Raw genomic sequence first — 23,180 nt, 5'->3', positions numbered from 1 at the left:
TGGTTATCGGCCTCCGATGGAGTCGGCGTCGCGCTGGGTCTCCCGAAGCTGGAGCACGTCGCCCAGACGGACGGGACCCAGGACGTTCCGGGTGATGATCCGGCCCTGGTTCGATCCCTCCTGGATGCGGCACTTGACCTGCATGGCCTCGCCGTGCATCCCGGTCTTGCCGACGACCTCGATGACCTCCGCGGTCGTCGAGTCGCCGGTGCCCTCTTCTGCGCTCATGGGAGGTTATCGGAGCTCCGCGACCTTCTCGCCGATGTCCTCGACGTCGTCGGCGGCGTCGCCGGCGTCGACGACGGCGGCGGCGGCCGAGCCGACCTCGAGGCCGGCGGCCTGCCCGACCTCGTCCTGCGTGTCGACGAAGGCGACGGGGATCCCCTTCTCTTCGGCGAGCTCGGGGAGGTGCATCACGATCTCCTCGGGGGAGACGTCCTCCGCGACGATGACCAGGTCGGCGTTGCCGCGCTCGACGGCCTTGGTGGTCTCGTTGGTTCCTTTCTTCACGGTGCCGGTGTCTCGGGCGACCTCGAGCGCTTCGAGGGATCGCTCCGCGAGGTCCGCCGGGGTGTCGTAGTCTACGTAAACGGGCATATGTTGTTCACCTATCCTCCGTGTAGGCTCGCGTGTCCGTCCCGTGGTCGGTCCCTAACGGAACGGCACATCATCAACCCCACAGAGGCTGTGCCCCGTCGTAGTCCGGACATCCATAAAAGCGCTTTCAATGTCCTGCGCGTGTGCGAGCGGGGATCACGGGGCGAAACCAGGGGCGGGGGAACGGACGGCGCGCGATCCGGCCGCGCCCCGACCGCGCGGGCGCCGACCGACTCCGCGATTTTTAAACCCCGCTCGCCCCTCTCGTTTCACATCGAATGGTCCGCCTCGTTCACTACTCCGACATCGAGAACGTCTTCGACGCCCCGGAGCGGGCGGCCCGCCTCGCCGGCCGGATCCGCGCGCTCTCGGGCCCCGACGCCGCGGTCGTCGGGACGGGCGACACGACCGCGCCGGGCGTCCTCTCGCTGGTCGCGACCGGCAGGCAGGTCCTCGACTTCTACGAGGCGACCGACACCGTCTTCGACACGTTCGGCAACCACGAGTTCGACTACGGCCCCGACGCGCTCCGCGGCCTCGTCGCCGACTCGCCGGCGACGTTCGTCTCCGCCAACGTCCGCGACGAGGCGGGGGAACCGTTCGGGCGCGCCGAGGGCGTCGTCCCGTGGGCGACCCGGGAGGTCGACGGCGAGACGGTCGGGTTCGTCGGCGTCACCGACCCCGCGACGGACTCGCTGAACCCGATGGCCGCCGACCTGTCGTTCGACGACCCCGTCGCCGCAGCGCGCGACGCGCTCGCGGAGATGCGGACCGCGGTCGCCGAGCGCGGGGAGAATAGGGCTGGCGGCGACGCGGGCCCGCTCGATCACGTGGTCGTCCTCTCGCACCTCGGCGCCGGCGACGACGACCTCGCCCGCGAGCTCGACGTCGACGCGGTGCTCGGCGGCCACGTCCACAGCCGCCGGAACGAGGTCGTCGCGGACACCCTGCTCGTCCGGCCCGGGGTCAACGGCGAGGCGGTCGCGGAGGTCGACCTCGACGCAGAGCCCCCGACCGCGACGCTCCACGAGCCGGACGGGGCCGACCCCGCGCCCGGCCTCGAGGCCGCGCTCGCGGAGCGGATGGCCGCGGCCGACCTCGACGAGGTCGTCGACACGGTCGCGGAGCCGATAGCGCGGACCGGCGACGTGGTCCACGGCGGGGAGTGCCGCGTCGGCAACTTCGTCGCGGACGCGTTCCGCTGGGTCCACGACGCCGACGTGGGGCTGTCGAACGCCGGCGGCCTCCGGCAGGGCGACCCGTTCGCCGGCGACGTGACGAAGGCGGACCTGATCAGCCTGATCCCGTTCGAGGAACCGGTCGCGCTCGCGTCGGTCACGGGCGCGGAGCTCCACGACGTGTTCCGCGAGATGGCCGCGCCCGACGTGGACTTCGGCGAGGACGACTGGTGGCACGGCCACGTCTCGAACGCCCGGGTCGTCTGGGACGACGACGCCGAGCTAATCCTGGAGGCCACCGTCGGCGGTGAGCCGATCGACCCCGACGCCCGCTACACGGTCGCCGTCTCCGAGTACCTGCTCCACTCGGAACACGAGTACCCGACGCTCGCCCAGCGCCACCGGATCGACGAGGCGGACATCCAGTACGAGGTGCTGGCCGACTACGCCCGCGAGCGGGGGATCGACCCCGAGATCGAGGGCCGGATCGAGATCCGGAACCGCGCCGCCGCGGCCGACGACGACTGAGCGGCGAGCGCTACGGTAAGTTCACGTCAACGCCGCGCTGGAGGCCGGCCGCCTTCACCGTGTTGTAGAGGAGCATCGCGCGCGTCATCGGCCCCACGCCGCCGGGGACCGGGGTGATCGCCCCCGCCACCTCGCTGGCCGACTCGTAGTCAACGTCGCCGACGAGCTCGTACCCCTTCTCCGTGTCCGCGTCGACCCGGTTGATTCCCACGTCGATCACGGTCGCGCCCTCTTTCAGCATCGAGCCGTCCACGAACTCCGGGAGGCCGGCGGCCGCGACGACGAGGTCCGCGCCCGCCAGCTTCGCCTCCAGGTCCTCGGTGCGGGAGTGGCAGACCGTCGTCGTCGCGTTGCCGGTCGGCGACTTCTGGATCAGGAGGTTCGCCATCGGCTTGCCGACGATGTCGGAGCGCCCGACGACGACGGCGTCGGCGCCCTCCGTCTCCACGTCGTAGGCGTCGAGCAGCTTCTGGACGCCGTGGGGGGTACACGGCTTGAACCGGGCGTCGCCCGCGACGAGGCGGCCGACGTTCTCCGGGTGGAAGCCGTCCACGTCCTTCTCCGGGTCGATCCGCCGGAGGACCGTCCGCTTGTCGACGTGGTCCGGCAGCGGGAGTTGGACCAGAATTCCGTGGACGTCGCCGCGGTCGTTGAGGTCGTCGATCGTCTCGTACAGCTCGCTCGCGGGGGCGTCGGCGTCGATCTCGACGTGGAAGCTCTCGATGCCGACCTCCTCGCAGTCGCGCTGTTTCATCGAGACGTACGTCTCGCTGGCCGGGTCGTCGCTCATCAGCACCGTGGCGAGCCCCGGCTCGACGCCGGCGTCGGAGAGCCGCGTCACCTCGTCGGCGACCGCGCCGCGCACGTCGGCCGCGACCGCCTCCCCGTCGATGATCTCTGTCACGGGAGGATGTCGACGGCGGCGGGATAAAAATCATACGGGATCGTGGTTATCAGCCTCCCAATTTCGAATATTGTATACAAGAATGAGGATCAATTACTCGGGGAACAGCTCTTCCTCGCGCTCGACGGCGTCGATCGCCGCGACCTCCGCGTCGGTGAGGTCGAGGTCGGCCGCGGCGAGGTTCGCCCGGAGGTGCGCCTCGCTCGACGCCTTCGGGATCGTCACCACCGGCTCCTTGGCGGCGGCCCACGCGATGGCGACCGCCTCGGGCGTCGTCCCGTGCGCCGCCGCGGCTTCGGCGACCGCGTCGACCTCGCGCACCCGCCCGTCGGCGAGCGGCGAGTAGGCGACGACAGGATAGCCGTGCTCGCGGGCGTGGTCGAGCAGCTCCGGTCGGTGGAACAGCGGGTGGAGCTCGGTCTGGTGGGCGGCGGGCGGGCGACCGAGGACCTCAACCGCGCGGTCGAGGTCCGCGACCTCGAAGTTCGAGACGCCGACGTTCCGCACGAGGCCCTCCTCGACCAGTCGGTCGAGCGCCGGCAGCGTCGCCTCGGGGTCGTAGTCGCCGCGCGGCCGGTGGACGTACAGCAGGTCGATCGCGTCGACCCCCAGCCGCTCCGCGCTCTCGCGGGCCGCGGGCGCGACGGCCTCGCTCCCGAGGTCGTCGATCCACAGCTTCGTCGCGACGGTCACGTCGTCGCGGTCGAGGTCGGCGGCGGTCAGTCCCGCGGCGAGCCCGTCGCCGACGACCGCCTCGTTGTCGTAGATTCGGGCGGTGTCGAGGTGGCGGTAGCCGACCGAGAGCGCGGTCGCGACCGCGTCCGGGTCGTCGATCCCCATCGTTCCGAGGCCGACCGGCGGGAGGTCCATGCGCCGGGGTCCGGGCGACGCGGACAAAAGCCTCCCGTCACGTCCCCGACCGCGGTCCGACGCGGCGCCCGGAGGCCACGGATCACTTAGGTGAGCGGCGTTCGTAACCCCGCCCGTCGATGTCAGTCCGCCCTCCGCGTAGTCCCCGCGCCGGACTCGCTCCGTCCGCACCGCCCGCGCCGCCCGTCGAACAAGTGTCGATCGATCCCCGCGCCGCGTGACCCGGACCGGGACGTGGTCGTTCGCGACGACCGCGGGACGAGTCGAGGTAGCCCCCGGCGAGATCCGCGTTCGGAAGCGGCTCGCTCGCGTGGCCGAGACGACCGTCAGGCGCCTCGCGAGCGGCCGAGCGCCCCCAGTCGGACGCGAGGTTGGCTGGTCGGCCGTCGCGAGCGGGATCGCCCTCCTCGGGGCCCTGATCGAGCTGGCCGCCGGGTCCGGGGAGGGGATCGAGGTGGCCGGGTTCGCGCTCGCGACGGCGCTCGCCGGGACCGGCGTCACGGCGCTCCAGAACGCCCGCGTCGAGGTGTCGACCCGCGATGCCCAGTACGTCAAGTTCAGGGACGGCGACGTTGTCGTGGTCCGCGACGACGACGGCGACGAGGGCGAGACCGTCCTTCACCCTCGGTCGCCCGCGGCCCGGAACGACGCGGCGCTCGCGTTCCGGCTGCGCGGGATCGAGGTCCGCGGCGTGGCCGACGCGGAGGGCGTCTCCCGGACCGTCGTCGACGCGCCGAAGGCCGAACTGGTCGCGTGAGTCACCGCGTCATCGACACCGACCGCTCGACGACCTCGTAGCCCTGCGCGGCGAGCACGTCGGCGTAGTACCGCTCCGCGACCCGTCCCTGCGGGAGGCGGCGGAGGTCGAACCGCCGCGTCGGCCGCAGTTCGACGTCGACCACGCTCCCGCCGTCGGCCGCCTCGCGGACCGCGACCGCGTACGACGCCCACGCCTTCCCGCCGGCGGTCCCCTCGATTTCGACCGTCGCGACCGGCCGGCGCTCGTGCTCGCCCCCGTCGACCGCGCCGTCGAGCGCGTCCCCGTCGCTCACGTCGACGGAGAGGTCGAGCTCGACCGTCTTGAGCCCCAAGAGGTACGAGAACTCGTACGTCGCGGCCGTTCCGGACGCGTCCCCGTCGGCGGAGTCGGCCGGGCCGTCGTCGACTCCGCGCACCTCGTCGGCGACGGCCCACTGGAACGCGAGGATCGGCGGCCTCGCGGACGCGAACTCGCGCAGGACGGTCGCCGGCGGGGCGTCCGTCCGGAGCCGCGCGGTACCGCGCCGTCGGAACGCGGGCGCGCGGAGCGCGAGCAAGAGGAGACCGCCGACCGCCACGCCGGGCCAGAAGGAGAGCGCGGTGACGGCCGCGAGGACGGCGCCGGCGGCGAGCAGCGCGAGCGTCCAACTGACCGCGCGTTCGGCGCGGCGGTAGCGAGCGGTCGCGTCGTCGAGGGCGTCTCGGTCGGTGCGTCGGCGCGACCCGACGCGGGCGGAGGGCGCGGACACGGCTCGGACTCGTCGGGCGCGCAGTTCAGGATTGCGGTCGAATCCAGGTCGGTCGGCGTCTTCCGCGAGGGTCGGCGGTCAGGCCGGACCGTCGGTCGGCGCTCGGCCGCAGATGCTGACGAGGTCGTGGAGGTCGTCTATCTCGTAGGTCGGGTGACAGGCGAGCTCCGTCGACCGGCGGTGCGGGCGGCGGAGGAACGCGGAGTCGATCCCCGCGTTGTCGGCCGCGCGCACGTCTGACTCGTTGTCGCCGACGAACAGCGCCGTCTCGGCGCCCAGGTCCTCGAGGGCGCGTTCGAGGTAGTACGGGGAGGGCTTCTTGCGCGAGAGGCTGGCCACCGAGGGCTCGCGACCGTACGCGACCTCGAAGTGGCCCGCCAGCCCGAAGTGGTCGAGGAGGGCGTCGACGGTCTCCTGCTGGTTCGAGGAGACGACGCCGAGCGAGGCGTCGAGCGCGCGGAGCGCGTCCACGTCGTCGTACGGCGTCTTCTGCCCCTTCCGGGCCGCGCCGATCTGCGCCGCGGCGGCGGTCTCGTCCCTGACCCGCCAGAACTCCGTCGGGTCGACCCCGTACCGCTCGCAGATGTCGGTCAGGGTCGCGGGGTCGACGCCGACGGCCACGTCGTCGACGTGCGAGAGGTCGGGGTCCTCGACGCCGAGGCTCACGAACGCGTCCCACGCGGCCTCGCGGAGCGTGTCGAACGGCGTCCGTCCGACCAACACCCCGTCGTTGTCGAGGACGACGGCGTCGTACACGCCTCCCTGTGCGGGGGTAACGGGCAAAAAGCTTTCACACGCCGGGGGGACGGCGCCTCACACGCCGAAGAGGCGGAGGAAGAGCCCGGCAAGCACCGCGAGCGCGCCGGCGATCACGCCGACGAACGGGATCGGAACCGGCAGCGGGATCACGATCAGCGCGACGCCGACTGCGATCAGCGCGGTCGAGAGCTTCACGAAACGGGTTCGTCGGCGACGCCCAAATACCTTCAGGCGGATTCCGGTGATCGGACGAGACGTGTCGGCGGGCGCGACGACTCCCGCACTTTCAATACCCGGCCCGTCGAACTCTCAGAGTGGACTATGAACATCTCTGATATCGCGGTCGCGGAATACGTGGAGGTCGACGTCGACGAGCGGCTCGCCAAGGTCCGTTCTATCTTCGAGCGAGAGAACCCCAAGGGGATCGTCGTCGTCGAGGACGGCGAGTACGCCGGCGTCGTCGGCGAGAAACAGCTGATGCGGTCGCGCATGGAGGACGACACGAAGGTGTCGGCGGTGATGAAGCCCGCGCCCTCCGTCGACCGGCACGAGGACGTGCGCGAGACCGCTCGGCTCCTCGTCGAGGGCGACGTGAAGATCGCGCCCGTCTACGAGGGAGAGAAGCTCTACGGGATCGTCACCGTCGACCAGATCCTCGAGGCCGTCATCGACAGCCTCGACGCGATCACCGTCGCCCAGATCGCCACCGAGGACGTGATCGGCATCGGCGAGACGGAGAGCGTCGGTCGCGCGATCAACCGCCTCCGAGAGAACGGCGTCTCCCGGCTCCCGGTCCTCGACGACGAGGGCGACCTCGTCGGCGTCGTCACCACGAACGACATCGTGGAGTTCGTCGTCCGCGACCAGGAGCGCCAGGGCAGCGGCGACCGCGCCGGCGACATCGACCGGATGCTCGACATCCCCGTCTACGACATCATGTCGAGCCCCGTCGTCACGGCGACGAACGACGAGACCGCGCAGGCGGTCGTCCAGCGCATGTTCGACAACGACGTCTCCGGGCTGGTCGTCACGCCCGAGGGCGCCGACACCGTCGCCGGGATGGTGACGAAGACCGACGTGCTGCGCGCGCTCACGTTCACCGAGGAGGACTCGATGGACGTCCAGATCACCAACGTCGACCTGCTGGAGGGCACCAGCCGCGAGCACATCGTCGAGTCCATCGAGCAGGTCGCGGACAAGTACGCGGAGATGCAGGTCATCCACGCGCACGTTCGGCTCCACGCGCACAAGGAGAAGCTCCGCGGCACGCCCCTGATCCAGTGTCAGATCCGCCTCCGCACCAACGAGGGACAGGTCGGCGGCTCCGGCGAGGGGTACGGCGCCGAGCACGCCTTCCACGTCGCGCTCGACAAGTTAGAGCGGAACGTCTTAGAGATCAAGGGCGTCAACGCCGACGAGGAGTACCGCGGCCAGCTCCTCCGGAAGCTCGGCGAGCTGTGAGCCGGTAGGCCGCCGTCCGGTCGACCGACCGCTCTCCTCTTTTCCGCCTCCCGCGGCCGCTCGCCGCGTCGGCTACCCGTCCGCGCCCTCCGCGAGCCCGTCGCCGACGATCCGGAAGGTCGCGGTGTCGCCCGCGGGCTTCGACCGGTGCTTTTCGAGGGTCACGCGGCGGTTCCCGCCCCGGAACCGGTCGACGCGGAGGATCGCGCCGGTCCAGTGGTTGAGGGTGTTACCGCCGAGCGCGCGGTCCCGGTCCCCCTCCGGGTCGGTGAATACCTGGTTCGTGATCACCACGGCGACGTCGTGACGCCGGGCGAGAGAGAGGAGATGGGTCACCTGCTTTGCGACCTTCCGGAGCGACTCGCCGCCCTGGGTGTCGCCGGCGCGCTCCAGCCGGTAGAAGCCCGTCGCGGAGTCTAAGACGATCAGTTCGACCTCCTCGGCGAGCTCCTCGGCGTCGCGGACCGCCTCGCGCTGGTCGTCAAAGTCGTACGCCTCCGAGATGACCAGCCGCGAGGCGAGCGCGTCGAGGTCGTCGTCGCCGTCGCCCCGGTCGAGCCGCCCCTCGGCCAACTGCTCGAACCGGTCGATGGAGAGGCCCTCGGTGTCGATGTAGAGGGCGCGGTCGCCGCCGGCCGCGACCTCGACCGCCGCGGCGAGCGCGAGGTTCGTCTTCCCCGCGGCCGGCGGGCCGTACACCTGTGTGACGACGCCGCGCTCGAAGCCGCCGCCCATCAGCTCGTCGACCGGTCGACAGCCGGTCGGGATCGGATCGCTCACTGGAACCGCCTTGGCCCGCGCTCGTATTTAAACGGTCGATCGCGTCGCTCAGCGGAGGACAGCCGTCGCGTGACCGACATTGGCCGTCGCTCGTCGAGGTATTATAAGTGTGAGAGAAACGGAGATGGCGCCGATCGCGTCGAGCGACGGCCGAAATCCGGTAGTTCGTGCGGACGCGCCGTCCGCGGTGTGAAGGGTTAGTTGCGGACGAGGTTCGTCGCGCGGGGTCCCTTGGGGGACGACTCGATGTCGAACTCCACTTCCTGCCCCTCCTCGAGGTCCGGGCCGCCGACGTCTTCCATGTGGAAGAACACGTCTTCGTCGTCGTCGAGGTCGCCGTCGTCAGTCGAGATGAAACCGTAGCCGCCAGTGTCGTTGAAGAAATCAACCTTACCGTTTGCCATTACAAATAAACGTACAGCCGGTTCGGGGATAACCCTTGCGAGGGTCACGGTACCACGGGGGTTCCGGACGTTCGTCCAAGCGCGCAGTCTCCGGAGAACGGCCGCTCACGGCCGCCGAACCGGCTCTTCTGGCGGCCGCGGTCGTGTTCATCGCGCGCCACCAGCCGCGGGGTTCATTTACGAGCGCCCACGTAGGTCGGACAACGACATGGACCGCCGCCACTTCCTCCGCACGCTCGCCGCGACCGGCGCCGTCGCCGGGACCACCGCGACGGCCGGCTGTGCCGGCGTTCTCGGCGACTCCGGTCCCGAGGGGACGGTCCTCGGCCCGCCGGAGCAGAGCCGCGGCGATCCGGTTCATCCGATCCAGGGCGACCAGATGCCCGAATTCACCGTGCCGGACCCGATCACCGGCGAGGAGATATCGACGGCGCAGTTCGAGGGGGAGCGGGCGTTCCTGTGGACCTCCTTCTACACGAGCTGCCCCGACGGCGTCTGTCCGGCGCTCATCCTCCGGCTGCGGCGCGCACAGGAGGTCGCCGCCGAGGAGGGGTTCGGCGACGAGGCGGCGTTCCTGCCGCTTACGTTCGACCCCGAACGCGACACCGCGGCGGTGCTCCGCGAGTACGCGAACCGACGGGGCGTCGACCTCGACGCCGGCAACTGGCACTTCCTGCGGCCCGAGAGCTACGAGGCGGGCGTCGAGCTGATGGACGAGAACTTCGGGCTCAAGATCCAGAAGACGGACGCCGAGGGGTACGAGAACCTGGAGTACGCGTTCCCGCACTACGGGCTCATCCTTCTCGTCAACAAGCGCGGCATCGTCGAGCGCGCGTACCCGCGCGGGCCGGCCACCGACGTGGAACGGATCGTCGACGACTTCAGACGGGTGGTCACGGCGTGAGGCGGCGGCACCTGCTGGCGGGGCTCGCGAGCGTCGGCGTCCTCGGCGGAGCGGGCGCCGTCGCGACCGGCGGCGTACCTGACTCACTCGGGGGCGAGGAGGCCCCCGAGCCGGTCGAGCCGGTGACGATAGACGCCATCGACGCGCCGGGAAGCCGCGACGGCGAGGTGACGATCCCCGCGCCCGACCGGCCGACGTTCGTCGACTTCTTCGGGACGTGGTGTCCGCCCTGCGCCGAGCAGATGCCGGCCCTCGTCGCGGCGCACGACCGGATCGGCGACGACGTGCTGTTCGTCTCCGTGACGACGGAGCCGGTCGGCGAGGCGGTCAGCGAGGAGACGGTGGTCGACTGGTGGCGCGAGCACGACGGCGACTGGCTCGTCGCGGCCGACGTCGCGGCCGAACTCGCGGCGCGGCTCAACGTCGGGAGCTACCCGAGCGCGCGTGCCATCGACGCCTCGGGGCGCGTCCGCTGGGCGACCTCCGGGACGCACACCGCCGACGAGTTCGTCGCGGGCATCGAGCGGGCGCTCGACCGATGACCCGGCGGCGCGACCGATGACCGACGTCTCGCTCGCGACGAACGTCCCGTTCGCCGTGACCGCGGGCGTGGCGACGTTCTTCTCGCCGTGCGCGTACCCGCTCCTCCCGGGGTACGTCGGCTTCTACGTGAACTCCGTCGAGGCCGACTCCGCGTCGGTGGTCGGCGCTGGCGCCCGCGGGGTCGCGGCCGCGGTCGGCGTGTTGGCCACGTTCGCGCTGCTCGCCGGCGCCACCGTCCGGATCGGCTACTCGACGCTGTCGAACATCACCGTCTTCGAGACGCTCGTCGGAGCGCTGCTGATCGCCTTCGGCCTGCTCGTGATCAGCGGGCGCGCGCCGTCGGTGTCGGTGCCGCTGCCGGAGCGGCGCGCGAGCGTGTTCGGCTTCGGCGTCTTCGGCGCGGGGTACGCGCTGGCCGGCGCGGGCTGCGTCGCGCCGGTGTTCCTCGGCGTCGTCGCCCGCGCGGTCGCGCTCCCGGCCGAGGCGGCGACCCTCGTCGTCGGCGTCTACGCCGGCACCGTCGCCGTCCTGATGGCCGCGACCACGGTCGCGACGGGCGTCGGCCTCGTCAGCAACGCGAACCGGGTGATGGCCCACGCCGGCCTGCTGAAGCGGATCGCCGGCGCCGTGATGGTCGTCGCGGGGATCGGACAGCTCTACCTCGCGCTGGTCGTGTACTGAGCCCGGCGCGTCGCGGGCGCCCCCTGTGACGCGCCCGCACGCCGCCCCATACCTTCTTAACCAATAGCGGGAAACCTCCGTACAGCCGAACCGAACGGTTCGGTCCCCGCACCATGAACCTAGACGAGTTCACCGCCGCGAACGCACCGACCGACAGCGCGGAACCCTTCCAGCGCGAGAACAGCTACACCCTCGACGTCGAGGTCGCCGGCACCGTCATGGCGAAGGCCGGCTCGATGGTGGCGTACACGGGCGACGTGTCGTTCACCGGGAAGGCCTCGGCCGAGGGCGGGATCACCGGCTTCCTCAAGGAGGCCGCGACCGGCGAGGGGACGCCGATCATGGCCGTCGAGGGCGACGGACACGTCTACTTCGCGGACGACGGCAAGAAGGTCCAGGTGATCGAGCTCGGCGCCGGCGAGTCGATCACGGTCAACGGCGAGGACGTGCTCGCGTTCGAGGAGTCGCTCTCCTACGAGATCAACACCATCGACAGCCTCGCCGGCGCGCTCGCCGGCGGCTTCAGCAACGTCTACCTCGAAGGGCCTGGCTACGTCGCGATCACGACGCACGGCGACCCGATCGTCTTGGAACCGCCGGTGGCGACCGACCCGAGCGCGACCGTCGCGTGGGGCGGCACGTCGCCGGACGTGGAGGTCAACCGGAGCCTCTCGGACATGATCGGCCAGGAGTCGGGCGAGCGCTACCAGATGCGCTTCGACGGCGCCGACGGCTTCGTCGTGGTCCAGCCGCGCGAGGAACACGTCTGAGGCGGGGAGGCGACGCCCCCGCGACCGCGGTTACCGCGCGGCCAGCCAGTCGGCGAAGCCGCCGGTGAGGAAGTCGACGTAGTCGGTGACGCCGAGGACTAACGAGACGAAGATGACGACGACGAGGGGGAGTCGAACGACCCAGATCCACGCGCCGTCGAAGCCGGCGGGGGAACCCATCCCCTTGCGGAGCTCCTCGCGGCCGACGCCGGGCACGACCCAGCCGACGAACAGCGCGAGCAGCAGCGATCCGAGGACGAGCAGGATGCCGTACGCGAGCCCGTCGTACAGGCCGAGGAAGATCGAGTCGATCGTCACCGGCACGCCGAGCAGGAACACCGCGGCGCCCAGCGCGGCCGACGCCGGGACGCGGGCGACGCCGACCTCGTCGATCAGGTAGGAGACGAGCACTTCGAGGATGCTGATCGCCGACGAGAGCGCGGCGATCCCGACCATGCCGAAGAAGACGATCCCGAGGATCCGGCCGCCGGGGATCCCGGCGAACGCGGCCGTGAGACTGACGAAGATCGCGCCGGGACCGCCGGAGCCCGGTTCGATCCCGACCGTGAAGAGGACGGGGAAGACGACGAAGCCGACGAGGACGGCGACGAGCGTGTCGAGCGTCGCGATGATCCCGGCGTCGGCCGCGAGGTTCCGGTCCTCGCCGAGGTAGGAGGCGTAGGTGATCATCACGCCCATCCCGAGCGAGAGCGTGAAGAACGCCTGTCCGGCCGCGGCGGGGAGGATCTCCGTCCAGTTCGCCGCGATCGTCCCGAAGTCCGGCGAGAGGTAGTAGGCGTACGCCGCGCTCGCGCCGTCGAGCGTGAACCCGTACGCGGCCAGGCCCACGAGGAGCACGAGGATGGCGGGGATCATCACCTTCACGCTCAGTTCGATCCCGCGTCTGACGCCGGCGGCGATGATGCCGACGACGAGGAGCATGAACAGGGCGTGGAAGACGAGCGTGTCGAGCCCCGTCGAGACCGTCTGGTACAGCGCCTCGGCCTCTGCCGGGTCGGTCAGCGTGTACCCCTCGGTGATCCCGATGAGCGTGTAGCGCAGGAACCACCCGGCGACGACGCTGTAGTACGAGAGGATGATGAATCCGGTGACGACGAATAGCCACCCGGCGGACCCCCAGACGCCGCTGCCGAGTTCCCGCAGCGCGCCGACCGGGTTCCGGTCGGTCCGGCGCCCGATGACGAACTCCACGAGGATCGCCGGGAACCCGATCAGCGCGACGAACGCCAGGTAGGTTATCAGAAACGACGATCCGCCGTACTGGCCGGTGATGAACGGGAACCGCCAGACGTTCCCCAACCCGACCGCGCTGCCGACCGCGGCGAGGATGAAGCCCGCTCGCGTCGCCCACGTCTCGCGTGCCATTTGTGTGCCGGATGAATCCTCACTGCCCCCTAAAAACGTGTCTCTCCGGCGCTCTTACCACCGATCATCGAACATGATCAATCGGTCACCGGCGACGGCGGAGGGGGACGGCGACCCGCGGTGGCGCCGGGAGGGCGGTCCGGTCCGCGCCGCGTCGGGGACCGTGAATTTAATAGCCGGACGGCAACCTCTCGAGGTATGGAACGCGTAGACGTCGCGATCGTGGGCGGTGGGCCGGCCGGGTCGTCCGCGGCGCACGCGGCCGCGACCGGCGGCGCGGACGCCCTGGTCATCGAGAAGGGGGTCCCACGGGCCGACCGCGACCGCCTCGGCCCGGACTCCACCGACGCGGCCGGCATCTTGGACTACTGGGTGGACATCATGGGGATCCACCCCGACGAGTTCGACGACGGGGTCGTTCAGCGCGAGCTGAACCGCGCGGAGTTCCGCGGACCCGACGAGGCGGCGACGCTGACCTCGACCGGCATCGACTCCTCGTACGACAAGTTCGGCTACACCTTCCAGCGCGCGCGATTCGACGACTGGCTCCGCGACCGCGCCGAGGACGCGGGCGCCGAGTACCGCGTCGGCACTTCGGTCCGCGGCGTCGACACCGACCTCTCGGTCGCGCCCGGCGACGACGGCCCGCGCCACGTGCTCGACCTCGCGGACGGCGGGAGCGTCGGCGCCGACTTCGTCGTCCTCGCCGACGGCCCGCAGCGGACGGTGACGAACCGCGTCCTCGACGAGTACCTGCCGGCGGACGCGCAGGCCTCCGAGCGGTTGGCCTCCCGCACGGCGAACCACATCGCCTACCAGGAGTACCGGCGCGTCCCCGAGGAGGTGTTCGAGGAAGTGAACGACGCCATCGTCTTCTGGTGGGGCGTGATGCCCGGAGAGACCGCGTACCCGTGGATCTTCCCGAACGCGGACCGGGTCTGCCGCGTCGGCCTGACGATGCCGATCGGCCTCGATATCGACGAGGTGGACGCCTCGGAGTACGCCCTCCTCCGCGAGGACGACGAGTCGATCCCGCAGGGCGGCGAGTACATCCGCCGCCTCCTGGAGTGGCAGTACGGCGACGAGTACGACGTCGAGGAGGACTTCCCGCTGGTCGAGGGGGCGGGCAAGCGGAAGGGGACGGAGACGTACCCGATCTCGTCGACGCGGCCGATCGACTCGCCCGTGGACGCCGGCATCGCGGTCGCGGGCGGTGCGATGGGGACGACCTCGGCGTTCCACGAGGGCGGCGACCACGTCGCGGTCCGCACCGGCGCCATCGCGGGCGAACTCGCTGCCGAGGGGGACCTGGCCGCCTACAACCGCCGCTGGAAGGAGGCGATCGGCGACGAGGTCGTCCGCAACGTGACCATGGCCGACATGGTTGCCGACTACGGCCCGGACGACTGGAACCGCGTCATCGGGGCGGCCGACGCGATGCTCGCCGCCGAGGCCGGCGGAAACCTCCTCTCGCAGCCGTACCGGTCCGGCTGGGAGTCGCTGAAACTCATGCTCGGCTACAAGTGGAACAAGCGGCGCGTGAAGAAGGGGTACGTGGGCATCGACGAGAGCGAGTACGTCTACTGACTCGCTGCGCGCGCCCCGGTCCGGAGCGAGCTATTCGGAACCGGCGCCGCGCCGGAGCCCCCGTTATCGGATGACCGGCGCCGCCAGCTCGACGGGGTCGCCGTCGACTCCCGCGACGTCGACCGGCTCGACCTCGTGGGTCGGCCACCGGCCGGTCTTCGTGAGCCGCTCGGTCAGCTCCGGCGCGACGAGGTGCGTGTCCTCGCTTTTCGTCCCCTGGACCGTCGGGTTCCACGCGTAGCCCATCGGCCACCGGACCGGCTCGTCACCGTCGGGCGTCGCGAACCACTCCCGGCCCGCGAAGCCGGCCGCGCCGCCCTGATGGTGGTTCTCCCACTCGTCGCCGAAGCCGACCGCGTCGTACGCGTCCCGGATGACGCCGAAGAGGTCGCCGGCGGTGTCGGAGCCGTCGTCGTCCCCGGAGAGGGCCCCGGCCGCCGCGGCCTCGGTGGCGCGGACCGCGGTCGCCTCGACGCGCGCCGCGGCGCGGTGGCGCTCCTCGAACCAGTCCGGGGCGTCGAAGGCGACGGTGCGCGTCATCGAGGCGTACAAGCCGGCGCGCTCGGCGGTGACGGACACGAGCGCGTAGTCGCCGAGCGCCGCGTCGGTCGGCGTGTAGTGGCGGAACGACTGCGCCCGCTCCGCGCCGCCGACGAGGACGACGGGCGTGTCCACGTCGCGGGAGGCGAGCGAGATGTCGATGCCGGCCGCAACCTCGTACTCGGGGTCCTCGGGTTCGAGGTTCCGGCAGACCGTCTCGACGGCGGCCGCGACCTCGCGGCCGAGCTCGCGGTACCGCTCGACGTCGTCGTCGGTGAGGGGCTGTCTGAGCCGGCTCCCGTCGACGGCCTCGAAGCCCGGCACGTCGAAGTCGGCGGCCGCGGGCGCGGGCGAGCGCTCGGCGACCGCCTCCGGGAGCGAGTCGGCGTGCCACGGGAACGACTCGACCGCGAACGCGTCCGGCAGCTCCTCCGCGGCGAGCCGCTCCGCCTCGATGTTGTCGGTGATGACGCGGAGCTCGCCGTCGTAGCCGGCGGCCGCGACGCCCGTCGTCGCGTCGTCGTCGACGACGTTGTCGCCGCCGGTGAGCCACGCGAACCCGTTCGGGCGCGCGAACCAGACCGCTTCGAGCCCGCGCTCGTCGAGGTACGCGTCGAGCCTCTCCGTGCGGGCGGCAAGGTCGACCATACCCACGGACTCTCACCGAACGGGTAAAACCGGTCGGAACCGCGCCGACGGCCGAGAGACCGCCGCGCGAGGTCGGTGGGGTTCTATCCCGGACGACCCGAGACGACCCCGGATGAGCCCGAACGAGACGGGATCGTCGCCGCGCCGTCTCCCGATCGATCGCTCGGAACCGCGGCAGCGGGCAGGCGGAAACGAAAGGTTCAATTACGTCCCTCGGAAACGAAGAGATGCGTCAGTAAGCCCCTGCGGGTTGGTAGTCTAGTCCGGTTATGACACCTCCTTGACATGGAGGAGGCCGGCAGTTCAAATCTGCCCCAACCCACTCGCTTATACCCGAAAACCGCACGACGGCGAGAGACGTTTATATCGTCGAATGAGGCTCGGACCGGTGGTCCGGTCCAAGTCGAGCGCGTTTCGGGTCCGGTCACTGTGCTCCACGATATTGGGAGCACTGCGATGTCCGACCACCGACCGAACAGGCCGTCGGAACGGCGGCACCGCCGACTCCGCCGACCGGCCGGTCGGGAACGGTACCGGACACGTACCTCTTTCCGTGTGTGGCGCAGTAAGGAAATATGAAACGAACAGGAGGTGCGCTCAAGGTCCTCCTGGTCGTGGGGATCGTCGTCCTCGCGGGCTGTGCCGGCGCGGCGCCCGGCGATCAGTCGCCGACGGGTCCGGACACGGGCGACGAGACTCCGGCCGGGACGGCGAACGGCACCGTCGAGGTCCACTACATCAACGTCGGACAGTCGGTCAGCACGCTGATCTTCGGGCCGCAGGGCGAGACGATGCTCGTCGACACGGGGCACTACAACGACGACGGGGAGTACGTGCTGGAGTACCTCCGGCGACACGACGTCGCGCGGATCGACCACCTCGTCACCTCGCACAACGACGCGGACCACATCGGCGGCAACGCGGCGATTATCGAGTACTACGAGACGGAGGCCGACGGGATCGGGGCCGTCTACGACCCCGGGATCGCCGCGAGCACGCAGACGTACGCGGAGTACCTCGACGCCGTCGAGGAACACGACGTGACGCTGTACGAGACGCGTGAGGGCGACGCGATCTCGTTCGGCGCGGTCGACGTCGACGTGCTCGGGCCGCCCGAGCCGTACCTCGAAGGCGAAGCGCGCAACGAGAACAGCATCGTGCTGAAGCTCACGCACGGCGAGACGAGCTTCCTCCTCTCCGGCGACGCCGAAGACGACCAGGAGGCGTACCTGGTCGACACCTACGGCGCGGAGCTGCGGTCGACCGTGCTGAAGGCCGGCCACCACGGGTCGTCGAGCTCGTCGAGCGGCCCGTTCGTCGACGCGGTGGCCCCGCGGGCGGTCGTCGTGTCGAGCGCGTACGACTCGCAGTACGGGCACCCGACCGAGGAGGTGCTCCGGCGGTTCGCGGACCGGTCGATCCCGACGTACTGGAGCGCGACGCACGGGAACGTCGTCCTCGTGAGCGACGGGAGCGGCGTCTCCGTGCGGACGCAACGCGACGCCCCCACCGACCCGCTCGCGCTCCGCGACGCTGAGCCGATCGAACCCGGCACCGCGGGCGAGGTCGTCGAGCGCGCTCGGCTCGGGGGCGACCCGGTCGCGGGCGGGACCGACGGCGAGACTGAAGGCGAAAACGGGGGCGACGGCGGCGACGGCGGGGACGACGGGACGGCGAGCGGCGCGGACGCGCTGGCGGTCGCCGCGATCAACGCGGACGCCGAGGGCGCGGACGGGGAGAACCTCAACGACGAGTACGTGGTGTTCGAGAACACCGGCGAGGAACCGATCGACCTGTCCGGGTGGACCGTCGCGGACGAGGCGGGCCACAGCTACGAGTTCCCGGAGGGGTTCTCGCTCGACGCCGGGGCGACGGTCACGCTGCGGACCGGGAGCGGCACGGACACCGAGACGGACCTGTACTGGGGCGCCGGGTCGCCGGTCTGGAACAACGCCGGCGACACCGTGATACTCTCGGACGCCGACGGGGACCGCGTGCTGGAGGTGAGCTACGAGTGAGCGACGTCGACCTCCCGGACGGCGAGTACACCGCGGTCGTCGACGCCGTCGAGGACGGGCTCGCGACCGTGTTCTTCGAGCGGGACGGCGAAGAGGTGGGAGACGCGGTGGTGGACGCCGCGCGGCTCCCGCCGGACGGGCGACGCGCCGACGCCGTCCTCTCGGTGACTCTCGGGAGCGGGCACATCGAATCCGCCGCCTACGACCCCGAGCGGACGGAGGCGCGGGCGGAGGCGGCGCAGGACCGGTTCGATCGGCTTTCGAAGCGGCCGCCGTCCGACGACGACGCCTGACCGGGTCGGGCGGTCGGAGCGCGCCGCGTCGGACGGCCGGAAGCGGAGCGCAGCAGGGGCTCGCGGGGCGGGCGATGCGAAGTTTCTTTAGCGTCACCCCGGAGGGTACGGGTAGATGAGCGACGGAGGCGGCCGACGACCGGACCGGGCCGAATCGCCGACTTCGAAGCGTGACGCGTCCGATTCTCTCCCCCCGGAGGCGTCGACCGCGGCCGCTCCGGTCGCCGAGGACGGGCCCTCGTCCGGGCGGCTGGTCGTCGTCTGCGGCCTGCCCGGCGTCGGCAAGACGACCGTCGCCGAGCGGGTCGCCGACCGCGTCGACGGTCGGATCCGCCGCACCGACGTGATCCGCAAGGAGCTGTTCGACGACCCCGAGTACACCGACGCGGAGACCGCGGCCGTCTACGCCGAACTTCTCTCTCGCGCCCGCGACGACGTCGACGCCGGCGACGCCGTCGTCCTCGACGCGACGTTCGCGGACGCGCGGTTCCGCGCTGACGCCCGCGAGACCGCCGCCGCGGCCGCCGCCGAGTTCGACCTCGTCGAGGTCGCCTGCGACGAGGCCGTCGTCGAGCGCCGGATCGAGCGGCGCGACGGGATCAGCGACGCGGACTTCGACATCCACCTCCGGTTCAAGGAGCTGTTCGACGAGATCGCGACCGACCACGTCGTCGTCGACAACTCCGGGACGCAGGCGGAGACGTTCGCGCAGGTCGACGCCGCGTTCGGCGGCGCGCCCGGCGAGGACGCGTCGAACGAGGAGGCCTCCGCCGCCGGCGACGACCGCTCGGCCGCGGTCACCGACGCGGAGTGAGGGCCCCGTCCACGACGCGGCGGTCGTGTGAACAGACCGCATGACGGGAGTACACACGCGTCTCCCATCACTTATACGGGCGAGCGCACTACGGGTGGTATGAGCGAAGAATCCGGGCGGAAGAACCTCCGCATGCCCAACGACGACGAAGTGTTCGCCGTGGTGACGGAACACCTCGGCGGCAACCACGTTCAGCTGCGCTGCGCCGACGGCGTGGAGCGCCTCGGCCGGATCCCCGGCCGCATGAAGTACCGCACGTGGATCAGCGAGGGCGACGTGGTCCTCGCCGAGCCGTGGGACTGGCAGGACGAGAAGGCGAACGTCGAGTGGCGGTACGAGGACGAGGACGCCGACCAGCTGCGCCGCGAAGGCCACATCCAGTAATCGAAGCGCCCGCCGCGTCGCCGCCGACCGGTCCCTCTCAGTCTCTCTCAGTACTCCGACGCGCTGCGTTCGGGCGGTCGCCCGGTCAGCGTCGTTTCTCACCTCGATAGCGGCCGGGCCGGCTCGCACCGCGTCCCGATCGGGCTGACCGCGCCAGCCGTGTTACGTAGTATTGTGATTTCTATCCAAAACCATTATCACGTCGAGGCGCGTAGACGGGGATATGAGTTCGACAGAAGCGGCCCCCGCGGAACCGATCCAACTGACCGACGCGGACGCGTTCGACGACCACGTCGCCGACGGCGTCGTCCTCGTCGACTTCTACGCCGACTGGTGCGGCCCGTGTCAGATGATGGAGCCGGCCGTCGAGGCGGTCGCGGCGGACACCGACGCGGCGGTGCTGAAGGTCGACGTGGACGTCCACCAGGCGCTGGCCGGCGAGTACGGGGTCCAGGGCATCCCGACGCTGCTCGTGTTCGCGGACGGCGAACTCGCCGACCGGATGGTCGGCGCGCAGTCCGAGCAGGCCCTGACCGACGCGATCGAGAAGCACGCCGCCTGAGCCGTTCCGGACGCGCAACACGCCGAAGCAACCGGGGCGCGGTCGGCGGTCGATCCGCCGCGGCCCGGGTCGCCGAAACCGACACCATGAGAACGATTCGACTCGACGACGACGGTATGACCCCCAGAGAGCTCCGCGCGGACGTCCCGGCCCTCGGCGACGCGGCGTACTTCAACTTCGGCGCGCACGGGCCGAGCCCGGAGTACGTCGTCGAGGCGGCGGCCTCGTTCGTCGAGGACCACGAGTACGGCTCCGCGACGACCGACCCCTACGAGCACGCCTTCGAGACGTACGAGCGAGTGCGCGAGCGGATCGCGGCGTTCGTCGGGGCCGACCCCGAGGAGATTGCCCTGACCGAGAGCACGACCGACGGGATCAACCGCGTCGCCGGCGCGATCGACTGGGAGCCGGGCGACGTGGTCGTCCGGACCGACCTCGAACACCCCGCCGGCGTCCTCCCGTGGCGGCGCCTCGAACGCGAGGGCGTCGAGGTGCGCGTCCTGGAGACGGAGGACGGTCGCCTCGACCGCGACGAGTACGCCGCGGCCGTCGCGGACGCCCGCCTCGTCTGCTTCAGCGCGATCACGTGGACGCACGGCACCCGGCTCCCGGTCGCCGACCTCGTCGAGGTCGCGAACGACGCCGGCGCGTTCACCCTCGTCGACGCGGTCCAGTCGCCCGGGCAGATGCGCATGGACGTACACGAGTGGGGCGCCGACGCGGTCGCGGCCGCGGGCCACAAGTGGACGCTCGGCCCGTGGGGCGCCGGGTTCCTCTACGTCGACCGCGACGCCGCGGCCGACCTCGCGCCCCGCGCCGTCGGCTACCGGAGCGTCGCGGACCCGACCGGCGACGATATCGAGTTCAAGCCGGCGGCGGGGCGGTTCGAGATCGGGACGACCACGGCGGCGGCCCACGTCGGCCTCGTCGAGGCGCTCGACGCGATCGACGCGGTCGGGGTCGACGCGATCGAGTCGCGGATCGAGTCGCTCACCGACCGCCTGAAGGCCGGCGTGCCCGACGACCGGCTCCTCAGCCCGCGAGCGTACGAGTCGGGGCTCGTCACGATCGACGTCGACGACCCCGAGGCGACCGTCGAGCGGCTCGGCGAGGAGGACGTCGTCGTCCGCTCGCTCCCGCACCCGAACGGGATCCGGGCGTCGGTCCACGCGGTCTCGACGGAGACGGAGGTCGACCGGCTCCTCGACGCGCTGGAACCGGAGTGGTGAGCCGCGGCGCCCCCCGGCGGTCCCGCAGCGCGCGACCGGACGCGTTTTAGCACTCGACGGACAAGACCGCGTATGGGATTCCACACGTTCGACGCCGAGCAGGCGGACCGGCTGGAGCGCCCCGGCCGGTACCGCTGGGTGTCCGCGGAGGAGCTGGTCGGGCCGCTGGTCGAGGCCGACGCCGCGGTCGTCGCCGACCTCGGCAGCGGCACGGGCTTCTACACGGACGACGTGGCGCCGCACGTCGAGACCGTCTACGGCGTCGACGTCCAGCCCGAGATGCACGACCGGTACCGCGAGAAGGGGACGCCGGCGAACGTCGAACTCGTCGCGAGCGACGTGGAGGACCTCCCGTTCGCCGACGGGGAACTCGACGGGGCCGTCTCGACGATGACGTACCACGAGTTCGCGAGCGACGCGGCGGTCGCGGAGGTCGCGCGCGTCGTGCGCTCGGGCGGCGTCGTCGCGACGTTCGACTGGTCGGCCGACGGCGACGGCGAGCAGGGGCCGCCCGTCGACGAGCGGTTCGCCGCCGCCGACGCGGTCGCCGCGCTGGAGGCCGCGGGCTTCGAGGTCGTCTCGGCGGCGACGCGGACCGAGACGTTCGCCGTCGTCGCGCGGGCGCCGTAGCGCTCGCCGCCGCGGGGGCGAACCGACCGTCTCAGCCCCGGGGACGAACGTTCGTGAAGAAATAGGGTTAGGTGCGTTCGGCCCGTAATGAGAACATGTCCGTTCGTCACCGATCGGTCGCCGCGGTCGCGGTCGCACTGCTCGCGACGCTCGTCGCGCGGCCGGTCGCCGCCCACGTCGACTACGTCACCGAGGACTCGGGCGACCCGCTCGACGCGGTGGCGTTCGTCGCCGAGGTGCTCTCGGACCCGTTCAACGCGGCCCTCTTCGCCGGGTCCGGGCTCGTCGCGGTCGCCGGGCTGGCCGCGTACCTCCGGGTGCGCCCGACTATCGTCGACGTCGTCGTCCTCCGGGAGAAGCTCGCCGGGTACGGCGACCTCGTCCCGTGGATGCTGCGGCTCGCCGTCGGGCTCCCCCTCGTCGGCGCCGGCTTCCAGGGGTACCTGTTCGCGCCGACGCTGTCGTTCGACCCCGCGGCGAGCCCGCTGCTCCGGCTCCTGTTCATCGGGCTCGGCTTCGCCCTCCTCTTCGGGCTCGCGACCCGGATCGCCGCCGCGGTCGGCCTGCTGACGTACGCGTGGGTGCTCGTCGCGGTCGACCCGCTCGTCGTCCTCGCGGTGGAGTACGTCCCGGTGTTCGTCGCGCTGGGAATCCTCGGCGGCGGGCGGCCGAGCGCCGACGACATGCTCCTGGAGGTCGCGAGCACGCCCGGGTCGTACTACGGTCGGGTCGACCCCGTCCACCACCTGAAGTCGTTCCTCGACGAGAGGACCGGGCCGCTGCGGCGCTACGTGCCGACGGTGCTCCGGGTCGGGATGGGCGTCTCGTTCGTCTACCTCGGACTGATCCAGAAGCTGGCCGACCCGGCGAGCGCGCTTCAGGTCGTCGAGAAGTACGACCTCACGTCGGTCGTGCCGGTCGACGCGGGGCTGTGGGTCGTCGGCGCCGGCGTGACCGAGGTCGCCGTCGGCCTCGCGCTGATCGCGGGCTTCTTCACCCGCGGCGCGGCCGCCCTCTCGTTCGTCCTGTTCACGACGACGCTGTTCGGGCTCCCCGACGACCCGGTCCTCGCGCACGTGGCGCTGTTCGGCATGGCGTCGGCGGTGTTCACGCTCGGCTCCGGCCCGCTGGCGTTCGACCGCCGGGTCGGTCGGCCCGCGCTCGGCGAGGAGGAGCCGGTCGCGGCCGCCGACTGACCGGGC

The 23,180-nt window shown here is 71.3% G+C and carries 27 protein-coding genes and 1 tRNA gene; 17 read left to right on the top strand and 11 right to left on the bottom strand.

The genetic code is table 11. The features are described from left to right. Positions 1 to 3 precede the first annotated feature (3 nt). Positions 4 to 228: a 30S ribosomal protein S28e gene (locus HPS36_RS10945; protein WP_004595321.1), complete on the bottom strand. Its 225-nt coding sequence runs from the start codon at positions 226 to 228 to the stop codon at positions 4 to 6. Between the two features lie 6 nt (positions 229 to 234). Beyond that, positions 235 to 597, bottom strand: coding sequence for a 50S ribosomal protein L7Ae (gene rpl7ae, locus HPS36_RS10940; protein WP_004595322.1), 363 nt, complete (start codon positions 595 to 597; stop codon positions 235 to 237). A 278-nt stretch (positions 598 to 875) separates the two neighbouring features. On the opposite strand from rpl7ae, the gene HPS36_RS10935 reads away from it, so the two are divergent. Next, positions 876 to 2,303: a bifunctional metallophosphatase/5'-nucleotidase gene (locus HPS36_RS10935; protein ID WP_173230162.1), complete on the top strand. Its 1,428-nt coding sequence runs from the start codon at positions 876 to 878 to the stop codon at positions 2,301 to 2,303. Positions 2,304 to 2,313: 10 nt separating this feature from the next. Here the strand turns inward: HPS36_RS10935 and HPS36_RS10930 are convergent, their stop codons facing one another. Together HPS36_RS10930 and HPS36_RS10925 are read right to left on the bottom strand one after the other, a co-directional pair. Continuing rightward, positions 2,314 to 3,207 (bottom strand): bifunctional methylenetetrahydrofolate dehydrogenase/methenyltetrahydrofolate cyclohydrolase, encoded by an 894-nt coding sequence (locus HPS36_RS10930; protein ID WP_173230161.1) that lies wholly within the window; start codon positions 3,205 to 3,207, stop codon positions 2,314 to 2,316. Between the two features lie 93 nt (positions 3,208 to 3,300). Continuing rightward, positions 3,301 to 4,077 carry an aldo/keto reductase gene (locus HPS36_RS10925; protein ID WP_173230160.1) on the bottom strand — a complete coding sequence of 259 codons (777 nt, stop codon included), beginning with the start codon at positions 4,075 to 4,077 and terminating at the stop codon, positions 3,301 to 3,303. A 217-nt stretch (positions 4,078 to 4,294) separates the two neighbouring features. On the opposite strand from HPS36_RS10925, the gene HPS36_RS10920 reads away from it, so the two are divergent. After that, on the top strand, positions 4,295 to 4,834 hold the full coding sequence (locus tag HPS36_RS10920) for a hypothetical protein (protein ID WP_173230159.1): 540 nt from the start codon (positions 4,295 to 4,297) through the stop codon (positions 4,832 to 4,834). A 1-nt stretch (position 4,835) separates the two neighbouring features. Here HPS36_RS10920 and HPS36_RS10915 read toward each other — a convergent pair whose 3' ends face one another. The 3 genes from HPS36_RS10915 to HPS36_RS10905 all read right to left on the bottom strand — a co-directional run bounded on the left by HPS36_RS10915 (position 4,836) and on the right by HPS36_RS10905 (position 6,539). Then, positions 4,836 to 5,585 (bottom strand): hypothetical protein, encoded by a 750-nt coding sequence (locus HPS36_RS10915; RefSeq protein WP_173230158.1) that lies wholly within the window; start codon positions 5,583 to 5,585, stop codon positions 4,836 to 4,838. A gap of 78 nt (positions 5,586 to 5,663) precedes the next feature. Next, entirely contained in the window at positions 5,664 to 6,341 is a 678-nt protein-coding gene (locus tag HPS36_RS10910; RefSeq protein ID WP_173230157.1) for an HAD family hydrolase, read from the bottom strand. A 57-nt stretch (positions 6,342 to 6,398) separates the two neighbouring features. Further along, positions 6,399 to 6,539 (bottom strand): hypothetical protein, encoded by a 141-nt coding sequence (locus HPS36_RS10905; RefSeq protein ID WP_173230156.1) that lies wholly within the window; start codon positions 6,537 to 6,539, stop codon positions 6,399 to 6,401. Between the two features lie 126 nt (positions 6,540 to 6,665). Between HPS36_RS10905 and HPS36_RS10900 the strand changes: the two genes are divergently transcribed. Next, on the top strand, positions 6,666 to 7,805 hold the full coding sequence (locus HPS36_RS10900) for a CBS domain-containing protein (RefSeq protein ID WP_173230155.1): 1,140 nt from the start codon (positions 6,666 to 6,668) through the stop codon (positions 7,803 to 7,805). A 72-nt stretch (positions 7,806 to 7,877) separates the two neighbouring features. Here the strand turns inward: HPS36_RS10900 and radB are convergent, their stop codons facing one another. After that, entirely contained in the window at positions 7,878 to 8,612 is a 735-nt protein-coding gene (radB, locus tag HPS36_RS10895; protein WP_173230816.1) for a DNA repair and recombination protein RadB, read from the bottom strand. A gap of 170 nt (positions 8,613 to 8,782) precedes the next feature. Beyond that, positions 8,783 to 8,989, bottom strand: coding sequence for a cold-shock protein (locus tag HPS36_RS10890; RefSeq protein WP_004595330.1), 207 nt, complete (start codon positions 8,987 to 8,989; stop codon positions 8,783 to 8,785). A 208-nt stretch (positions 8,990 to 9,197) separates the two neighbouring features. Between HPS36_RS10890 and HPS36_RS10885 the strand changes: the two genes are divergently transcribed. From HPS36_RS10885 to HPS36_RS10870, 4 genes are all read left to right on the top strand, one after another. Further along, a complete protein-coding gene (locus HPS36_RS10885; RefSeq protein WP_173230154.1) occupies positions 9,198 to 9,893 on the top strand; it encodes an SCO family protein in 696 nt (231 codons plus the stop codon). Beyond that, positions 9,890 to 10,435 carry a TlpA family protein disulfide reductase gene (locus HPS36_RS10880; protein ID WP_173230153.1) on the top strand — a complete coding sequence of 182 codons (546 nt, stop codon included), beginning with the start codon at positions 9,890 to 9,892 and terminating at the stop codon, positions 10,433 to 10,435. Before HPS36_RS10885 ends, HPS36_RS10880 begins: the two co-directional genes overlap by 4 nt. Before the next feature lie 16 nt (positions 10,436 to 10,451). Continuing rightward, positions 10,452 to 11,117 carry a cytochrome c biogenesis protein CcdA gene (locus tag HPS36_RS10875; RefSeq protein ID WP_173230152.1) on the top strand — a complete coding sequence of 222 codons (666 nt, stop codon included), beginning with the start codon at positions 10,452 to 10,454 and terminating at the stop codon, positions 11,115 to 11,117. A gap of 113 nt (positions 11,118 to 11,230) precedes the next feature. Further along, positions 11,231 to 11,887, top strand: a complete 657-nt coding sequence (locus tag HPS36_RS10870; protein WP_173230151.1) for an AIM24 family protein — start codon at positions 11,231 to 11,233, stop codon at positions 11,885 to 11,887. A 30-nt stretch (positions 11,888 to 11,917) separates the two neighbouring features. Here HPS36_RS10870 and HPS36_RS10865 read toward each other — a convergent pair whose 3' ends face one another. Beyond that, the gene (locus HPS36_RS10865) at positions 11,918 to 13,273 is read right to left on the bottom strand and encodes a sodium-dependent transporter (RefSeq protein ID WP_173230150.1); all 1,356 of its coding nucleotides are present in this window, start codon (positions 13,271 to 13,273) and stop codon (positions 11,918 to 11,920) included. A 198-nt stretch (positions 13,274 to 13,471) separates the two neighbouring features. On the opposite strand from HPS36_RS10865, the gene HPS36_RS10860 reads away from it, so the two are divergent. Next, positions 13,472 to 14,860: an NAD(P)/FAD-dependent oxidoreductase gene (locus HPS36_RS10860; protein WP_173230149.1), complete on the top strand. Its 1,389-nt coding sequence runs from the start codon at positions 13,472 to 13,474 to the stop codon at positions 14,858 to 14,860. A 63-nt stretch (positions 14,861 to 14,923) separates the two neighbouring features. Here the strand turns inward: HPS36_RS10860 and HPS36_RS10855 are convergent, their stop codons facing one another. Continuing rightward, on the bottom strand, positions 14,924 to 16,048 hold the full coding sequence (locus tag HPS36_RS10855; RefSeq protein WP_173230148.1) for a M24 family metallopeptidase: 1,125 nt from the start codon (positions 16,046 to 16,048) through the stop codon (positions 14,924 to 14,926). A gap of 247 nt (positions 16,049 to 16,295) precedes the next feature. Here HPS36_RS10855 and HPS36_RS10850 point away from each other — a divergent pair. The 9 genes from HPS36_RS10850 (at position 16,296) to HPS36_RS10810 (ending at position 23,174) form a co-directional block, all read left to right on the top strand. Continuing rightward, a tRNA-Val gene (locus HPS36_RS10850) sits at positions 16,296 to 16,370 on the top strand. 253 nt (positions 16,371 to 16,623) lie between these two features. Continuing rightward, positions 16,624 to 18,066: a lamin tail domain-containing protein gene (locus HPS36_RS10845; RefSeq protein ID WP_173230147.1), complete on the top strand. Its 1,443-nt coding sequence runs from the start codon at positions 16,624 to 16,626 to the stop codon at positions 18,064 to 18,066. After that, the gene (locus HPS36_RS10840) at positions 18,063 to 18,359 is read left to right on the top strand and encodes a DUF3006 domain-containing protein (RefSeq protein WP_173230146.1); all 297 of its coding nucleotides are present in this window, start codon (positions 18,063 to 18,065) and stop codon (positions 18,357 to 18,359) included. Before HPS36_RS10845 ends, HPS36_RS10840 begins: the two co-directional genes overlap by 4 nt. Before the next feature lie 115 nt (positions 18,360 to 18,474). Further along, on the top strand, positions 18,475 to 19,173 hold the full coding sequence (locus HPS36_RS10835; RefSeq protein ID WP_173230145.1) for an AAA family ATPase: 699 nt from the start codon (positions 18,475 to 18,477) through the stop codon (positions 19,171 to 19,173). Positions 19,174 to 19,272: 99 nt separating this feature from the next. Continuing rightward, positions 19,273 to 19,557, top strand: coding sequence for a translation initiation factor eIF-1A (locus HPS36_RS10830; RefSeq protein ID WP_006628131.1), 285 nt, complete (start codon positions 19,273 to 19,275; stop codon positions 19,555 to 19,557). 223 nt (positions 19,558 to 19,780) lie between these two features. Continuing rightward, positions 19,781 to 20,119, top strand: coding sequence for a thioredoxin (gene trxA / locus HPS36_RS10825; RefSeq protein WP_173230144.1), 339 nt, complete (start codon positions 19,781 to 19,783; stop codon positions 20,117 to 20,119). Between the two features lie 86 nt (positions 20,120 to 20,205). After that, entirely contained in the window at positions 20,206 to 21,348 is a 1,143-nt protein-coding gene (locus tag HPS36_RS10820; protein ID WP_173230143.1) for an aminotransferase class V-fold PLP-dependent enzyme, read from the top strand. A 72-nt stretch (positions 21,349 to 21,420) separates the two neighbouring features. Next, complete coding sequence (locus HPS36_RS10815; RefSeq protein WP_137715815.1) at positions 21,421 to 21,978, top strand: class I SAM-dependent methyltransferase; 558 nt, start codon at positions 21,421 to 21,423, stop codon at positions 21,976 to 21,978. Between the two features lie 95 nt (positions 21,979 to 22,073). Next, the gene (locus HPS36_RS10810; RefSeq protein WP_173230142.1) at positions 22,074 to 23,174 is read left to right on the top strand and encodes a DoxX family protein; all 1,101 of its coding nucleotides are present in this window, start codon (positions 22,074 to 22,076) and stop codon (positions 23,172 to 23,174) included. Positions 23,175 to 23,180: the final 6 nt, after the last annotated feature.

The organism is Halorubrum salinarum, assembly GCF_013267195.1.
GTDB classification, from domain to species: domain Archaea; phylum Halobacteriota; class Halobacteria; order Halobacteriales; family Haloferacaceae; genus Halorubrum; species Halorubrum salinarum.
This window is presented reverse-complemented; position numbering and strand designations above follow the sequence as displayed.

Coding starts and splice junctions, on each gene's coding strand:
- HPS36_RS10945 (WP_004595321.1), bottom strand. CDS start 228: ATGAGCGCAGAAGAGGGCACCGGCGACTCGACGACCGCGGAGGTCATC.
- HPS36_RS10845 (WP_173230147.1), top strand. CDS start 16,624: ATGAAACGAACAGGAGGTGCGCTCAAGGTCCTCCTGGTCGTGGGGATC.
- rpl7ae (WP_004595322.1), bottom strand. CDS start 597: ATGCCCGTTTACGTAGACTACGACACCCCGGCGGACCTCGCGGAGCGA.
- HPS36_RS10810 (WP_173230142.1), top strand. CDS start 22,074: ATGTCCGTTCGTCACCGATCGGTCGCCGCGGTCGCGGTCGCACTGCTC.
- HPS36_RS10925 (WP_173230160.1), bottom strand. CDS start 4,077: ATGGACCTCCCGCCGGTCGGCCTCGGAACGATGGGGATCGACGACCCG.
- HPS36_RS10935 (WP_173230162.1), top strand. CDS start 876: ATGGTCCGCCTCGTTCACTACTCCGACATCGAGAACGTCTTCGACGCC.
- HPS36_RS10815 (WP_137715815.1), top strand. CDS start 21,421: ATGGGATTCCACACGTTCGACGCCGAGCAGGCGGACCGGCTGGAGCGC.
- HPS36_RS10885 (WP_173230154.1), top strand. CDS start 9,198: ATGGACCGCCGCCACTTCCTCCGCACGCTCGCCGCGACCGGCGCCGTC.
- trxA (WP_173230144.1), top strand. CDS start 19,781: ATGAGTTCGACAGAAGCGGCCCCCGCGGAACCGATCCAACTGACCGAC.
- HPS36_RS10855 (WP_173230148.1), bottom strand. CDS start 16,048: ATGGTCGACCTTGCCGCCCGCACGGAGAGGCTCGACGCGTACCTCGAC.
- HPS36_RS10890 (WP_004595330.1), bottom strand. CDS start 8,989: ATGGCAAACGGTAAGGTTGATTTCTTCAACGACACTGGCGGCTACGGT.
- HPS36_RS10870 (WP_173230151.1), top strand. CDS start 11,231: ATGAACCTAGACGAGTTCACCGCCGCGAACGCACCGACCGACAGCGCG.
- HPS36_RS10900 (WP_173230155.1), top strand. CDS start 6,666: ATGAACATCTCTGATATCGCGGTCGCGGAATACGTGGAGGTCGACGTC.
- HPS36_RS10835 (WP_173230145.1), top strand. CDS start 18,475: ATGAGCGACGGAGGCGGCCGACGACCGGACCGGGCCGAATCGCCGACT.
- HPS36_RS10830 (WP_006628131.1), top strand. CDS start 19,273: ATGAGCGAAGAATCCGGGCGGAAGAACCTCCGCATGCCCAACGACGAC.
- HPS36_RS10860 (WP_173230149.1), top strand. CDS start 13,472: ATGGAACGCGTAGACGTCGCGATCGTGGGCGGTGGGCCGGCCGGGTCG.
- HPS36_RS10875 (WP_173230152.1), top strand. CDS start 10,452: ATGACCGACGTCTCGCTCGCGACGAACGTCCCGTTCGCCGTGACCGCG.
- HPS36_RS10865 (WP_173230150.1), bottom strand. CDS start 13,273: ATGGCACGCGAGACGTGGGCGACGCGAGCGGGCTTCATCCTCGCCGCG.
- HPS36_RS10820 (WP_173230143.1), top strand. CDS start 20,206: ATGAGAACGATTCGACTCGACGACGACGGTATGACCCCCAGAGAGCTC.